This is a genomic window from Plantactinospora sp. DSM 117369 (assembly GCF_053764795.1).
The window spans coordinates 6,091,186-6,106,380 of sequence record NZ_CM132446.1 but is presented as its reverse complement, the minus strand read 5'-3'; the positions used below and the strand labels follow the sequence as shown (position 1 = coordinate 6,106,380).

Below are 15,195 nucleotides of genomic sequence, written 5' to 3'. Positions count from 1 at the left end.
TCGCACTCGTCGGCCGGCGCCGGTCAATCATCAACCGAGACCATGTTCAGCGGCGGCAGGCTTTCGAGGGTGGGTGCGAGTCCGGAGATGCCGGACCGGGTGGCGAAGACGACCTTGACGAACATGGGGTACATGCCGACCGCCTCGTTCCAGATCAGCGCGGTCGCGTCCCCGTACGCCTGCTTGCGCGTCTCCTGATCGGTGGAGGTGTTGCCCTTCTTCAGCAGTGCGTCCAGTTCCGGGTTGCAGTACCCGGTCCGCTTCGCCGCGCAGGTGTAGAGCCTGCCCAGGTTGTACGACGCGTCCAGGCCGAGCGTGCCGACCTGCTGGATGTTGATATCCCAGTTCAGGTTCAGCAGGTCCTCGGTGTAGACGGCCTGCTCCTTCTGCAACGCCTCGACCTTGACCCCGATGGCGGCCAGGTCGGAGACGACCGACTCCACCCACTGCTTGAACTGCGTCTGCGAGAAGTGGAAGCGCAGGGTGGTGTTGAAGTCGAACCCGGCGTTGACGAGTGCCTGCTTCGCCGCCTGCGGGTCGTAGCCGACCGGCTTCTGCGGCGCGTAGCCGAACACCGTCGGCGCCAGCACCGAGTCGGCGGGTTGGCCGCTCTCCGGGTACAGCGCCTTGATGATCTTGTCGAAGTCCACCGCCTGCCACAGGGCCCGCCGGACCTCGGCCTTGTTCAGTGCGGGCGTCGAGGCATTCATCCACATTGTCATGACCCCGCTGCCGTCGGCGGTCACGAACTTGATGTCGGAGTTGCTGCGTAGCTGGGTCACCTGGTCATCGGGGATGCCCCAGATGATGTCCGCTTCGCCGGTCTGCAGGGCGGTGACCCTGGCCGCCACCTCAGGGATGGACCGGATGGTCACCTGGTCCACCTTCGGCTTGTCTCCCCAGAACTTCTCGTTGGGGACGATCACCAGGTCCCCGCCGGGACTGAACGACTTGACCTTGAACGGACCCGACGTCACCGGCGTACCCGTGTAGCTGTCCTCGGTGGCGCTCGCCGGGGTGATCCTCAGTCCGGTCAGCTTCGCCAGCAGCGCCGGGTCGGGCTCGGCGGGCTTGAACGTCACCGTGTCATCGGTCGACTCGACAGCGACGTTGACGAAGTTCGCCGAGAACGGGCTCTTCGCCTCCACGGTGCGGGTGAACGACGCCGCGACGTCCTTGCCGGTCAGCGCGGAGCCGTCGGAGAACGTAATCCCGTCCTTCAAGGTGAAGGTGAACTGCGTCGCGGTGTCGTTCGACTCCCATTTCTCGGCCGCGACGCCCTGGAACTCGCCGGGGCCGACCGTCGCCAGCAGTGGGGCGTACAGCTGCAACGAGGCGAGACCGGTGCCGCCGTCGATGGCGAGCTTGCCGTTCGGGTCGATCGACTCGATCGGGAACTGGCCGGCCACGACGAGCTGGCCGCCACTGCCGCCGCCGGAGTTGTCGTCTGCGCCGCATGCGGCGGTTGTTGCCAGGGTAAGGACCGTCGTTGTCGCGACGGCGGCGAGCCGGATAGACCTCATGGTCGTGCTCCTTACTGTGCTGCGTTCGGCTGTGCTGCGGGATGGGGGTGTGTGCGGTGGTGTCGTGTGTCGTCATCGCCGGCGGCCGACGTGGCGGGTGAACAGGTCTCCGGTGAATCCCACGCTGATGACGAGCAGGGCGAGGGCGATGCCCGGGATGGTGGATATCCACCAGGCGCTGGCGAGGTACTCCTTGCCGGAGGCGATCGTCTGTCCCCAGGAGACGGACGACGGTGGCAGGCCCAGTCCGAGGAAGCTCAGGCTCGCCTCGGCGAGAATGGCGCCGGCGAACTCGGTCGTCGCCAGCGCGAGCGCTGGCCCGGCGAGGAAGGGCACGATGTGCCGGGCCACGATGGTCCGCCGGGGTAGCCCCATCACGGTCGCCGACCTGACCCAGTCCCGCTCGCGCAGGCTCATCGCCATGGACCGCGACAGGCGGGCGAAGCCGACCCAGTTGGTGACGGTGAGCGCGATGACGACGATCACGAGGCTGCGGTCGAAGACGCCGGCGATGACGATGGCCAGCAGGATGCCCGGGAACGCGAGCAGCACGTCGATGACGCGGGACACCGCCACGTCGGTGATCCCTCGCCGGTACCCGGCGAACGTGCCGACGGCGATGCCGACAAGTCCGCTGAAGACAACCACGAGCAGCCCGATGACGATCGACGTGCGGGCGCCGTACACCACCTGGCCGAGCAGGTCCCGGCCGAGGGCGTCGGTGCCGAAGACCGCCGTGCTGCCGTCGCTGGTGACCGAGCCGGGGCTGAGCAGCCGGTCGTCGAGGTCGCCGCGTACGGGGGAGTAGTCGATGATCAGCGGGCCGATGGCGCCGACCAGCACGTACAGCCCGAAGACCACCATCGGGAGGGCCTGTACTGCCCCGCCCACCCTGGTCCGGGCGGCCGTCACCGGGACCGGTGTGACCGGGCTTTGCGCCAGCTCCAGCGCGGTCATCCGCCGCCTCCCGTCCTACGCCCGGTGGCGCTGGCTGGCGCCGTCACGACGCCACCCCCGCCCGGATCCGGGGGTCCAGCCGGGCGTTGAGGACGTCGGCGAGCAGGTTCAGCGCCACGACGACGATCGCGATGAGGACGGTCGCCCCCTGCACGATGGCGTAGTCACGGTTGCCGACGGCGCTGACCAGCAACGAGCCGACACCCTGCCAGGCGAACACCTGCTCGACGATCACCGCGCCGCCCATCAGGGTGCCGATGTGCAGCGCCACGATGCTCACCACCGGGATCACCGAGTTGCGTACGGCGTGACGGGCCAGCACCGTCCGCTCGGACAGGCCTTTCGACCGGGCGGTCAGGATGTACGGCTCGCTGGTGACCTCCGCGAGACTGCTGCGGGTGATCCGGGCCACCAGGGCGGTGAACGGGATGGCGAGGGTGATCGCCGGCAGCACCAGATGCCGGAAGTCCCCGGACCCCGCACTGGGTAGCAGCCGCAGGGTCAGCGCCATCAGCAGGATCAGCATGATGCCCGACCAGAACGACGGAAGCGCCTGCATCACCAGGGTGACGGCCGAGATCGTTCGGTCGGCGAGCCGCCCCGGCGCGCGGCCGGCCAGGATGCCCAGCAGCGGTCCGAGCACCAGAGCCAGCAGCGTCGCCGTCGCCGTGAGCAGGATGGTGGCCGGGAGGCGATCGAGGATGACTGTCATCGCCGACTCGTGGAAGCGGTACGACTCTCCGAAGTCACCGGTGACGGCTTCGCGCAGGTAGCTGAGGTACTGCGTGAAAATCGGCCGGTTGAGTCCGAGCTCTTCACGCAGTGCGTCTACTTCTGCCGCGGTGGCCTCAGGCCCCAACTGGACGGTGGCTTGATTGCCAGGCGCGAGCCGCAGGATAACGAAGGTGAGGCTCAGAGTCCCCCAGACGGTGAAGACCATGAGGCCGAGTCGCCGGACCAGCCGGGGAAACATCAGTATCTCTCCTCCTTCTTGTCACTATCGGGCCCGAAAGCGTGGCCGCATGCGGGTCATCCCTTCAGGGCAAGGTGGACCAGGACGGTCGCCGGCTGCTGCTGCGTGGCGCCGCTGAACGCCAGCCGCAGCCACCCACCGAAATTCGTCAGTTCGATCGCGGCGATCGTCTCGCCCGCCGCGATCACCCGAGGGTCGCCCCGGTCCACCCAGTGCAGCCCGTCCGGCGAGATCTGGGCCTGGACGGACAGATCCGGGTGGTCGCCTTCGACCTGGACGAAGAAGACCGCTTCGCCGGCCCAACCCGCTTCGTAGGAATGGGTGGCGTGGTCGGCGGTGATCGTGAGACGGCGTTCGATCACGGAAGTAGCGAATGTGAGCACGAAGGACCTTTCCCAGTGGAACGACGGTTGGCCGGCAGCGGTCAGTCCGTGGAGTACACGACGGAATCGAGGAAGAGATTCACGGACCGGTCCGTGTCGGTTTCGACGAAAAAGATCGGGTTGATCAGGTTGGTGATGTTCTTGTACGGCTCGGTCAGCGTCGGTGCCAGTCCACGCAGGTCGAACGTGCGGTCCATGCTCTGCATCTCGACGTACTCGCGCCGCTGGTAGTCGACCAGCAGCCGGAAATAGAGCCAGTTGAGCTTGTCCGGGCTCTCGTTGTACAGCAGGTCCTGCTCACCGTCGGGCAACCACTGGAAGGCGTCGGCCGAGCCGTCGGGGTAGCGGCGGCCGTACCAGAGGTTGTCGATCCCGGGACGCTGCCAGCCGTCCTCGCGGCCGTAGCACCAGTCCTTCTTCGTCACCCCGTCGGCCACCCGCCAGTACTGCCACTTCTTGGTGAGCGTGCCGTTGACGGAGTTCACGTACCGCACTCCCGGCATCCAGCGGTACTGCGCGTCCTGCAGGTCAAAGTAGAACCCGAACGCGCGGATGTCCTCCTCGCCGAAACCGAGCCGGTCCTGCTGCGGCGTGTACGCGTACCACGCCTCGATCTGGATGTACCGCATCGCCGGGTCGAAGTTCGACAGCCGCTTCAACGCGACACCCATGCTGCCGTTGGCCGGCTTTTCCTCGTACCGGTTGGCGACCGGCCTGGTGTTCAGTTTCAGCGAGTACGTGCCCTCCATCGATCCGTGCGTGGCGGCGAACCGCATCGGCGCCGCGCTGATCATCGACGGTGCCCAACTCGCCAGGTCCACTTCCGACGGGTAATGCCGGTAGTCGTCGTTGACGAAGTTGGGCGTCAGGTCCAGCCACCCGTTGAAGCCCTTGTCGAAGTCGTCGTAGGTGACGATGTTGCGCAATGGCTTGAACTTTTCCAGGCCGCGCTCATAGTGAATAACCTTCTGCACCATGCCTCCGTGGCGATAGCGAAATGTGCCGGATGGGGGATGTGAAGTACTGCTAAGCCCTGCCGGGTGGGTCGAGCCGGATCGAATCGAGCTGGAATGCGTATGTGCCGTCGGGACCCGCACCGGCCGCGACGAACTCGACGCGCACCGGCCGTTTCGCGCGGACGGTGATCAGCCCCAGGTCGGCGTCCAGGAAGGGGGTGCCGGATGAGGTGGTGACGACACCGCCCCTGCGGCGACCGTCCACGGTGACGGCGACATCGCCGCCGCCCGCTTCCTGCGGTGCGCGGAAGCGGCATCGCAGACGGCGGGGACCGGTCACGGCTGGCACGATCGTCACGGCGTACCCGTCACCGCGGACCACCGCCGGAATGTGGGCCACCGCGGAGCCGGCCGCCGCCGCGTCGAGGACCATCGGCGCCCGCGGGATCGTCGTTTCGACCCGCAGCCCCTCCACCTGGTAGAGCCTGCGCAGCTCCGCCGGCCCCTGGTGGGCGCCGTCGCGGTCCTCGGTGAGCCAGGCCAAGTCGAACCGGGCGGCCACGACGTCCTGCGTCTCGACTCCGGTCGGTCCCAGCCGGCTGTAGAGGACGAGCAGTTCGTTGTCGCTTAGCCATACGAGATCGGAATAGCCGGCCCGCGCACCGTCGACGATCCGGCCCCACGACCACGACTCGGCGCCGTCGTAGCTGATCCGCGCGTACAAGGTCTCCCGTGCGGTGCCGGCCACGGGACTGGTGTAGACGATGCGCTCGACGCCGCGCCGGTCGACCCGGGCGGCGAGGCCGGCCGCGATCCCCGCGTGCGGGGCGATGTTCGTCTCGATGACGGCCTCGGTGAAGGTCCGACCGCCGTCGCGGCTACGGGCCACGGCACGGCTGGTGTTGCTCACCCCGCCGGCCAGCCGGGAGTGCACCACCACCTCGCCCGTGGCGAGCTGCGCGATCCGCGCCTCGTCCAGGCCGAGCCCCGCAGGGTCCGGCACGACGCCGCCACCGGCCCAGCTGCGGCCGCCGTCGTCGCTGTAGATGACGCTCGCGCCGTAGTCGCGTTCGGCGGCAGGCAGGCTCAGCGTCCGCCGATGCCACACCTCGACCAGCAGCCGACCGCTGGCGAGCTGAATGCCGCGGCCCGGCCCGGGTAGGTGGAAGGTCCATCCACGCCCGTTCACGGCGAACAGGTCCGTCACCTCGACCGGGTTGCTCCAGGTGCGGGCGTCATCGGTCGAGGTGCGCCGGAAGACCCTCGAGGACTCGCCCTTGTCGTTCAGCGCATAGAAGAGTGTGATGCGTCCGGTTCGCCGGTCGACCACGGGTGTGGGATTGGCCCAGGCGCCGCCGTCGTGGTGTTCGAGGTACCGCGTCGGACCCCAGGTCCGACCGCCGTCGGTGCTGCGCCGCAGGACCAGGTCCTTCGGGCCATCGTCGGCGCTGGAGCCGAAGCGCGCCTCACTGAAGGCCAGCACCGTGCCTTTCGGCGTCACGTCCACGGCGTGCACCCGGAAGTCGACCCATCCGTTCTCGCCACGGGACCACAGCGTCGTCGGATCCAGGAATCCTGCATCGGTACGCCGGAGGCTTTCGCGGGCCGCCGACGGCGTCCCGGCCAGGACGGCGGTGGCCGCACCCAACCCGGCGGCGATCGCCTGTCGTCTGGTCAACCACGCCGGTGCCGTATCGCGTTCGATCATCTCGGCGCTCCCGTCGAGGGCGGTGCCGAGACCGAATCGCCCGGGACCTGAATACAGTCCAGATAGATCTGCCGGTGCTGTCCGACCTCGGCGTCGAGCAGTTCGAGCAGCAGGCGCACGGCTTCGCGGCCCATCTGTTCCCGAGGGATGCTGAACCGGGTCCAGTCGCGGGCGGTCGCGTGGACCAACGGTGGGTCACCGAGAAGGAAAACCGAGCAGTCCTGCGGAATGCTTGCGCCAGCCTCGGCGGCCGCCCGCTCCACGGCGAGGATTGCGCTGTCCTCTTCGCTGTGCTCTACCAGGATCGCCGTGATGCCCGCGGCAAGCCAATCTTCGAACCGGGCCCGGGTGATGTCGGCGGGATGCTCGTCCGGCGGATGGATCACGACGTCGTCACCCGGGATCCCGGCAGCGGCGAGCCCCGCCCAGAAGCCCGCCTCGCGGTCCCGCAACCATTCCTTGTCGTCGGTCGCCTTCAAGTACGCGAACCGGCGGTGTCCGAGACGGACCAGGGCCTGCACCGCTGCGCGTGTCGCGCCGACGTAGTCGGCCGCTACATAGGACAGCTGTTGGCCGGGCACCTCGCGCCGACCGATGAAGACGAACGGAAAGTCCTCGCGCAGCAGCGCCGTCAGATCGTCGTGGTGGAGACGACGTCCGAGCAGGACGCAGCCGTCGGCCAACTTGAGCCGGTTGACTCCGCCGGCGTAGATGCGGCGATCGTCGCCGGCGGTCGCCGAGCTGAACAGCAGGAGGTCGTAGCCGTACTCGGCGGTGGCCCCCTCGACGCCGAGCAGGAACGGGAAGTAGAAGTCCCGTTGATCTACGGGGAAGACCGGCTCGAAGGTGAACACGCCGAGCAACCGGTTGCGGCCACCCTTGAGGCTTCTTGCCACGGGGTTCACCGCATAGCCGAGCTCGGCCGCTGCCTCCAGCACAGCCCGCCGAGTCTGCTCGGCGACGTTCGCGCTCGCCGGGCCACCGCTGATCACCAGGGACACCGTCGCCTGGGACACGCCGAGGCGACGGGCAATGTCGACTTGGGTAGCTCGCCGACGTGGCGTCGTCATGTCGAGAACCTCTTTAATACGTATGAAGAAGATCGTCGCCGACGTTACGGAGAGATTTCCGCTCCGTCAAGAGGTCATGTCTGGCGCCGTCCGGCGCCGCTCGTGGAGGTGCTTACGCTCCCGCGCACTGGCACCAGCGGTGGGTGCACGAGGGCGGCGTCGCCACCCCGTTCCTCGTGCACTGAACCTTTTTCGACCCGGTGGGCGGGTCGTGCGAGCGCCCTCCCAACTCACCGACGTGCTGCCCACCCTGCTCGGTGCGACCGGCATCGACTACCCGCGCGAGTACCGGGGAAGGGGGTGCTGCCGCCGGAGGGGCGCAGCATGCTCCCCGCCCTGCGCAGAGAGCAGCTACCGGAGGTGACCCCTGTGCTGGGAACACCTCGGCAATGCCGCGGTACGCCGGGGGCGGCGGAAGCTGGCCCGCGAGCACCCCGGGCCATGGGAGCTGTACGACGTCGCCGCCGATCACTCCGAGTTGACCGATCTCGCTCCGCGTCGTCCCGACCCCGTCGCTGAGCTGGCCACCGAATACGTCCCGAAGAACGGGGACTCCGGCTTTGCGTGCGAGTCCGCATCGCGACTGTGCCGTCGCGGATGGGATGGGACCATGACGCGTGGCTCAGGTTTCGGTGCGCCGTAAGATCGGCTGGCTACTCGGGACGAACCGAAAACTCGGCCCCGATAGGATCTTGCGTTCCGGGCGCGAGTTCGCACGCGCCTTGGGGCACTCGGCGTCCTCTTCGGTCACGCGGTGGGAGCATGGCGAGGTGGCTCCCGGGCGGCAGGTCATTCGACGGTACGAGCAACTGCTCGGCTTGCCGGCAGGACAGCTGACGACAATCGCCGACGCGTTGCTGCGCCTCGAAACGCCAACTCGACGGCAGCCGAGCGCCGGGCGGTTCGACGGTGCCACATTTCATATCACGGTCGAAAAGATCAGCGCCGGAGATGCGTTGGACGGCGCAGAATGGGCCCGACTGACCGAGCAGATCGAGTCGGCTCCGGGGCTCGTGCTGCATCCGCCGAAACTGTGGAGCATGCTCGCGGAGCGGTTGTTGACCGAGTTGGTCGCCGCCGACAAGCTGGAGTGGCTGCTGCGCAACGAAGCCATGAGCCGGCTGTTGGAGCATCCGGCCGCCCGGTCCCATGCCGTCGCCGCGTGTATCGCACTGGCCGAGGACGGCACGTCACCGGCCGTGATCGAGCCCTTGGGCCTGCTCGATGTCGTCTCGGACGGCGCCGCCAACCGGTACATCGTCCAGCAGATCACGCGTCCCGAGGGTGAACCGGCCTTCCAGGGCGCACTGCGCGCCGCGCTGCGGAAGATCGAGTACGGGCACTTCGTCGAGGCCGAGTTGCGGCAGCTCGTCCCCGTCGTTCGCGAGAGGATGTGCGAAACGCCGTCCGATCCGGGCCGGATCGCCTTGTCCGTCGAGGTGGCTCGCCGGCTGGCGGGCCGCGCCGGCCAACGGTCCGTTCTGCAGGGGGCGGTGCCACGCGATCCGATCGCCCACTGGGTGTGGACCTCGGACCGGCTCGCCGAGCCCGGCACGGCGCGTACGGTCAGCTGCGAGCTGACCCGTCTCGTCCAAGCCCGTGGGTGCGGCGACGTGGCAGAGCTCGACGATGTCCTCGTCAGCCTGATCGAGGAGGCGCTCTACAGCTCGAACCCCGACCGGCGGCTGTTTCACGGCCAGCTCCTCGCCGCCACGCCGTTACGCGAGACGCTGGGGGAAGCGGTCCTGACTGAGATGACCGCTGGTTTGGGCCGGCGTGACGAGACCTTCGCGGTCGCCGCCCTACCGGTGATGACCGTGCTCGATGTCAGTACTCATCGGACACTGGTTCGGCGTATCCTCGCGAGTCCGGGCTTCAGCCCAACCCTGCGGCACGCGGCGGCCCGGGCCCTACCGCACTGTGCGGGACGGTTTTCGGAGCCGGTCTGGCGGACGATCCTCGACCGCCAGCTCGCACAATCTCGGAGCGCAGACCGGCTCGGGGCCGACATTCTCCGGGCCATCGTCTACGGCATCGGCACCGACGGTTGCACCGGCTTATTGGCGTCGATTCGTGCCGATCCCGGCATGCCGCCAGGGTGCCGGTCCACCGCCGATTGGCAGCTATCACTAGACGCCTGACGGCGCAAGGCACTTTGCCTGCCATTCTTCCGCCGCAAAGCCACTCGGGGCCGCCGGTCGGCACTTCCTACCGTGAATTCACGGGCCGAGCAGAAGCGAACGCCCGCAGAAGTGAACCTTTTTCAAGCTGGACCGCGCGGCGCTTACGCACCGCGGCCGACCTTGCGGTCCGCCGGACCGCAAGGGGAGGTTGAAAAAGGTTCAGTGAACGAGGAGGGCACATGACCGACAACGTGCGGGTACGACTGGGCCGGATAGCAGCCGCCCTGGCGATCACCACAGCGATCCTCACCGCCGCTGCCACACCAGCCGCCGCAGTCTCCGGCATCACCGGCCTGGATCCGTACTCCACCGGCTGCTACAACAACGGCTGGCAGTGGAACTCGGGCGGGACCGCAGTGTACGACGGGTCGCGCAAGGTCGGCACCGGGTACCTCCGGTACTCCGGGGGCTGCGTGGCGAACTGGAGCGAGTTCCACTACGAGAACGCGGCCGCGTACAACGACTACAGCGCGCACCCGTCCGCGTGGGAGGACGGTGTCTCCGGCACCGACCAGTACTCGCCCAACCTGTGGCTCAACCCGGTGTACTCGCGGATGGTCGACGGCAGCAACGCCGCGTGCGCCGGTGCACAGGTTTACCGGTACCCATCAAACCAGTGGGTGACCTGGAGCTTCTTCGCCTGTGCCTGAGCGGCGACGCCAGGATCTGGTGGGCCGGGGCGCCCCGGCCCACCAGCGTCCTCCGACCTCGGTCGTTCACTACGCCGTGTCCGCACCGCTAGGACCTGCTTGCTCGTGCCGGCTAGCGTGTCCGTCGTTGTGCCCAAGGATCGGAGGCGGTGTGTTCGAGGAGCAGGTCCAGTTCGTGCTTGTGCAGGGCGTCGTGCAGGTACCCGTCCTGCTGGTGCTGGTGGCTGGTCTCATCCTGCTGGCAGCCCGGCGCGACCGGCTCTCCCGACTGGCCAAGGGTCTCGCCGTCGCGGGTTGCGGCGTGCTCCTCTTCGGAGTCCTGGCAAACGTGGCGTGGCTGGCGTCGATCCCCACGCTGCTGCGTGCCGACCACTCTGCGGCAGAGTTCGGCATCATCAGTGCGGCTGTAGCCCTGATGCTGAATCTCTGCCAGGCCGTCGGGCTCGGGCTGCTGATCGGCGGCCTGTTGGCCGGCGGCGCCCGGCCACCGGTCGCGGCCGATCAACCTGTTGCGATGCGGTAGCCAACCCGGCGACCGCAACGCGACGATCTCCAGATCGAGGCTGACCGGGCTGGCCGGTGGTTCCGGCGGACCACCGGCCCGAGGGTCATCTCACCGGAAGCGTGGCGTCAGATTCCGGAACGGGCTGGGCCGGTAGAGTCGAACCGTGTGGGTCGATCCGGCGCTGTCGCCGGCGGAGCGGCGCCGGCGCCCACCAGTTGGCCGGGCCGGACAGCCGCATGAACGCGGGCACGAGCACCGCGCGGATGACGGTGGCGTCGACCAGGATCGCGACCGTGACACCGACGCCGATCATCTGGAGGTACATGACCCGGCCGGTGGCGTAGAGGGAGAACGACGCCGCCAGGATGACGGCGGCGGCCGTGATCAGGGGTGCGCTGCGCTGGAGTCCTTCGAGGACCGCCCGGGTGTTGTCGCCGGTGATCTCGTACCGCTCCTTGATTCGGGACAGCATGAACACCTCGTAGTCCATCGACAGCCCGTACGCGACGCAGAACATCAGGATCGGGAACGCGGGATCGAGGGTGCCGATCGGAGTGAAGCCCAGCAGCGAGGAGAAGGCTCCTTCCTGGAAGACGAAGACCAAGGCACCGAACATCACCGACAGGCTCAGCAGGTTCAGCACGGTGGCCTTGACCGGGATGAGCAGGCTTCCGGACATCAGGAACAGCAGCACGAACGTGATCGTCAGGATCAGCGCGACCACCAGCGGGACCCGCTGCATCAGGGTGGATCGGAAGTCGGTCAGCTCGGCGGGGTATCCACCGACCACCACCCGGTCGTACGGCGTCGGGGTGGCGCGGATCCGTTCGACCAGGGCGGATACCTCGGTGCTGGCGAGGACCTCACGCGTCGGGATCGCCTCCAGACGGCTGCCGTCCGGGCTGGTCAGCCGCTCCGGGCGCGGCGCGGTGCGTGCCAGCGCTCCGTCGACGAAGACGCCGGCGGCCGAGTTGACCTGGGCGATGCCGTCGATCCGCGACAGTTCGGCGGCGTACCCCGCGGCGGCGTCGGGGCGCCCGTCGGGGGCGATGACCTGGATCGCGTCGTTCGGCTCCTGGGCGAAGTTGGCGCGCAGTTGGTCGTACGCCTGCCGGGTGGACGCCGACGGTGGTAGCACCCGGTCGTCGGGCAGCCCGATCCGCAGTCCCAACGCCGGTGCGCCGAGCGCGCCGACCAGGAGCAGACCGGCGACGGCGAACGGCAGCGGCCGGCGCATGACCTGCGCCCCGAAGCGGTGCCAGTACTGTCCGGGCGCACCGGGCGCCGATCCACGCCGTGCGGCGCGGGGGCCGAGCGCGGCCAATGCCGCGGGCAGCAGGGTGAGCGAGCCGATCACCGCCATGGCGACGACCAGAACGCCGGCGTAGGCGAACGAGCGCAGGAACGAGTACGGGAACACCAGCAGCACCGACAGAGAGGCGGCCACGGTGAGCCCGCTGAAGATGACCGTGCGGCCGGCGGTACGCACGGTCGTGGCGACCGCATGGGACACCGGTGCGCCGGCGGCCAGTTCCTCGCGGAAGCGTGCGATGACAAACAGGCAGTAGTCGACGCCGAGACCGATCCCCATGACCAGCGTGATGTTGGCCGCGAACGTCGACACCTCGGTCAGGCTCGCCAGCAGGCGCAGGCCGGCGAGCGTGCCGAGCACGGAGAACAGCCCGACGCCGAGGGTGAGCAGCGCGAGCCGGGCCCGGCGGTACAGGGCGTACAGCAGCAGGAACATCAGCGGCACGATGAGCAGTTCGGCCCGGACGAAGTCCGCCGCCGCCTGCTCGCTGATCTGCGCGGACACCGCCTCCGCACCGGCTACCCGTACGTCGATCGCCTGGTCGACGAGGGTGAACGCGGGCAGCAGGCGTTCCCTGATCTCCTGCCGTGCGGTGGTGGCGTCACCCTCCAGATGGGCCAGGATCAGCGCCTGACGGCCGTCCGTGCCGCGCAGCGTCGGGTCGTTCCCCTCCGACCAGTACGACCACACGTCCCGGACCAGCGGCCGGCCGTCCAGGTCTGCGGCGAGGCGCTGCCCGGCGTCACGGACCGGCGCACTGTCCACGGTGCCGGTGCGGGCGGTGACGAGCAGGATCAGGTTGGCGTTGCCGGTGTGGAACTGCTGCCGCAGCATTCGCTGGGCGTGCACCGACTCGGTACCCGGGGCCTCCCACCGGCTGAGCACCATGACGCCCATCGCGCCCGTTCCGACGGCGGCGAAGACCAGGGTCGCGATCAGGCCCACGACCAGCGTGACGCGGCGGTGCCGAGCGACGAACGTGCCGAGGCGGTGCAGCACAGGCATGACGGTCCCCTGCTAGGCTCAAATACGAGCGGTCGCCCGTGTTCGCCACCATACGAGCGGTCACTCGTATTCGTCAAGGTGGCTTCGCGGTCGGGATGGGACGCCGGTGAAACAGCCGCAGGAGGTCAAACGGCAGGCGCGGGGTCGGCAGCGGATCGCCGATATCCTCGACGCCGCGCTGGCCCTGTTCGCCGAGAACGGCTACGAGCGCACCAGCACCAACGCGATCGCCGCCCGCGCCGGCATGTCACCCGGCTCGCTGTACCAGTTCTTTCCCAACAAGGAGGCCATCGCCGAGGCGCTCTCCATCCACCTGGTGGAGGAGATGCGGGCCGCCCATTCCTCGGCGTTCGACCTCTCCCGGGTCACCGACCTCACCCTGCACGAGCTGATCGACCGGATGGTCGACCCGCTGGTCACGTTCAACGTGAGCCATCCGGGGGCAAAGGCACTGCTGGCGAACACCGACATGCCAGCCGGCGCGCACGCGGCCACCCGCCCGCTGCACGAGGCGGTGGTCGACCGGGTCGCCGCCGTCATCCAGGCCCGGATCCCCACCCTGCCGGCCGCCGAACGCGACCTCGCCGCCATGGTCTCGGTCCGCATCGTCGCGGCCATGATGCCGCCCATCGTCGCCGTCGAAGGCGCCGAGCGCCGAGCGCTGACCGCCGAACTGAAGAAGGCACTGTATGGCTACATCGCCCCGCTGGACCCGGCCGGTAGCTGACAACTGGTCCGCCCCCGACTGCCTTTCGTCCTAACGCGGTCGTCGCGGCCGCGTCGGTTGGTGCTGACGGAAACCGTGGCTCTGCGAGTCTTGGTCAGGCGCGTTGTGGAGCCGTGCGTAGTGGTCGCGTAGCAGGTCGCCGCCCCAGTCGTCGCGTAGATGCCGCCATACGGAGTGGGCGTGGTTGGCGTCGTCCTGGGTGTTGTCGTACTCGATGAGGAACTGGGGTGCCTGGATGCAGTAGTAGTGACCCGCACCGGGTGTGGTCGGGCCCGCCCACGCGAACCGGATCCGGTGCAGGCCAGCCGCCTCGGCGTCGCGCCAGCAGGCTTGCGCGTACGGTGCCGGTACGCGGTGGAGGTAGCGATGGACCAACTGGTCGAGGACCTCCCGTTGTGCCGGACGCAGCAGGTCACGGCCGATACCTTCGGGCAGCAGCGTCGGGTCGGCCACCGGGTCGGCCCGGGTGAGGATGTCGTCCGGAGCGACGTCGGCGCTGATGCAAAGCGCACGTTGGTCGGGGTCGAGCCCGATCGCCAGCTGGCGGGCCAGGTCTTCCTCGGGGCCGAGGATCCGGCGGCCGGCGTGCGGTCCGGAGGGTACGACGGCCGGTTCGGACCCGACGAAGTGCGGGGTGAACGTGGTGCCGCCGGGCGTTACGACGACGTGCACGGCCAGGTGGTGGCCGTTGATCCGCCAGCCCCACGGCTCGTCGCCGTCCGGGTCGCCGAGCACCCGTAGCCAGTAGCGGTCACCCCCGGGCGGCGAGCCGGTCGCCAGTTCCCGCCTGACCCGCTCGATCTCGACGGCACCGACGGCGAGATCGCCGCCGTCGGGGGAGTGGGCCGACCGGAGCAGATCGATCGCGAGTGCGTGCTGGGCGTCGGTGAGGTGCTCCATCGACAGGCCGGGCCGGTCCCCGGGCAGATAGGTCCACTGCCGCAGGTGGGAGTCGGTGAGGTCGCCGCGGACCAGGTGGCGCTGCTGTTCATCCAGGCTCGCGACGAGGGCACGCGCGCATCGGCGGGCGTCATCGGCGGCGGTCGTCATGGAGTCCCCCAAGAGACTGGTTGCGTGACGCCCTTTGCGTGTCCCCGCATGGCAGGAGACGTCTCGGGCCGATCAGGCTACGGTCGCAGGTGCGCCCGGAAGAGTGGCGGCAGGTCTGATGCTAGTGCCGCAGCCGGCATCGTTCGCCTCGTCCCGAGGGGGTGTATCAGGCCGCCATGGGAGTGGTTGAGAA

At 68.7% G+C, this 15,195-nt stretch carries 13 protein-coding genes; 4 read left to right on the top strand and 9 right to left on the bottom strand.

Annotation, left to right across the window (positions count from 1 at the left end):
• Window positions 1–23: 23 nt before the first annotated feature.
• The 7 genes from ACSMXO_RS26175 to ACSMXO_RS26145 all read right to left on the bottom strand — a co-directional run bounded on the left by ACSMXO_RS26175 (window position 24) and on the right by ACSMXO_RS26145 (window position 7,570).
• Window positions 24–1,523, bottom strand: a complete 1,500-nt coding sequence (locus ACSMXO_RS26175) for an ABC transporter substrate-binding protein (RefSeq protein ID WP_455414194.1) — start codon at window positions 1,521–1,523, stop codon at window positions 24–26.
• Window positions 1,524–1,595: 72 nt separating this feature from the next.
• Entirely contained in the window at window positions 1,596–2,480 is an 885-nt protein-coding gene (locus ACSMXO_RS26170; protein WP_455414193.1) for an ABC transporter permease, read from the bottom strand.
• Between the two features lie 43 nt (window positions 2,481–2,523).
• On the bottom strand, window positions 2,524–3,453 hold the full coding sequence (locus tag ACSMXO_RS26165; RefSeq protein ID WP_455414192.1) for an ABC transporter permease: 930 nt from the start codon (window positions 3,451–3,453) through the stop codon (window positions 2,524–2,526).
• A 56-nt stretch (window positions 3,454–3,509) separates the two neighbouring features.
• Window positions 3,510–3,815, bottom strand: a complete 306-nt coding sequence (locus ACSMXO_RS26160; RefSeq protein WP_455414191.1) for a DUF6385 domain-containing protein — start codon at window positions 3,813–3,815, stop codon at window positions 3,510–3,512.
• A 62-nt stretch (window positions 3,816–3,877) separates the two neighbouring features.
• Window positions 3,878–4,813 carry a DUF6772 family protein gene (locus ACSMXO_RS26155; protein ID WP_455414190.1) on the bottom strand — a complete coding sequence of 312 codons (936 nt, stop codon included), beginning with the start codon at window positions 4,811–4,813 and terminating at the stop codon, window positions 3,878–3,880.
• 49 nt (window positions 4,814–4,862) lie between these two features.
• Window positions 4,863–6,500 (bottom strand): sialidase family protein, encoded by a 1,638-nt coding sequence (locus tag ACSMXO_RS26150; RefSeq protein ID WP_455414189.1) that lies wholly within the window; start codon window positions 6,498–6,500, stop codon window positions 4,863–4,865.
• Window positions 6,497–7,570: a LacI family DNA-binding transcriptional regulator gene (locus ACSMXO_RS26145; protein WP_455414188.1), complete on the bottom strand. Its 1,074-nt coding sequence runs from the start codon at window positions 7,568–7,570 to the stop codon at window positions 6,497–6,499. The genes ACSMXO_RS26150 and ACSMXO_RS26145 overlap by 4 nt, the downstream gene beginning before the upstream one ends.
• A 770-nt stretch (window positions 7,571–8,340) precedes the next feature.
• Here ACSMXO_RS26145 and ACSMXO_RS26140 point away from each other — a divergent pair.
• The 3 genes from ACSMXO_RS26140 (at window position 8,341) to ACSMXO_RS26130 (ending at window position 10,926) form a co-directional block, all read left to right on the top strand.
• Window positions 8,341–9,711 carry a hypothetical protein gene (locus tag ACSMXO_RS26140; RefSeq protein WP_455414187.1) on the top strand — a complete coding sequence of 457 codons (1,371 nt, stop codon included), beginning with the start codon at window positions 8,341–8,343 and terminating at the stop codon, window positions 9,709–9,711.
• Window positions 9,712–9,932: 221 nt separating this feature from the next.
• Window positions 9,933–10,403, top strand: coding sequence for a DUF2690 domain-containing protein (locus ACSMXO_RS26135; protein ID WP_455414186.1), 471 nt, complete (start codon window positions 9,933–9,935; stop codon window positions 10,401–10,403).
• A 151-nt stretch (window positions 10,404–10,554) separates the two neighbouring features.
• Window positions 10,555–10,926 carry a hypothetical protein gene (locus tag ACSMXO_RS26130; RefSeq protein ID WP_455414185.1) on the top strand — a complete coding sequence of 124 codons (372 nt, stop codon included), beginning with the start codon at window positions 10,555–10,557 and terminating at the stop codon, window positions 10,924–10,926.
• 85 nt (window positions 10,927–11,011) lie between these two features.
• On the opposite strand, the gene ACSMXO_RS26125 is transcribed toward ACSMXO_RS26130, so the two are convergent.
• Entirely contained in the window at window positions 11,012–13,225 is a 2,214-nt protein-coding gene (locus ACSMXO_RS26125) for an MMPL family transporter (RefSeq protein ID WP_455414184.1), read from the bottom strand.
• A gap of 106 nt (window positions 13,226–13,331) precedes the next feature.
• Between ACSMXO_RS26125 and ACSMXO_RS26120 the strand changes: the two genes are divergently transcribed.
• Window positions 13,332–13,952, top strand: a complete 621-nt coding sequence (locus tag ACSMXO_RS26120) for a TetR/AcrR family transcriptional regulator (protein ID WP_455414183.1) — start codon at window positions 13,332–13,334, stop codon at window positions 13,950–13,952.
• A gap of 30 nt (window positions 13,953–13,982) precedes the next feature.
• Here the strand turns inward: ACSMXO_RS26120 and ACSMXO_RS26115 are convergent, their stop codons facing one another.
• Window positions 13,983–15,002, bottom strand: coding sequence for a DUF3500 domain-containing protein (locus ACSMXO_RS26115; protein WP_455414182.1), 1,020 nt, complete (start codon window positions 15,000–15,002; stop codon window positions 13,983–13,985).
• Window positions 15,003–15,195: the final 193 nt, after the last annotated feature.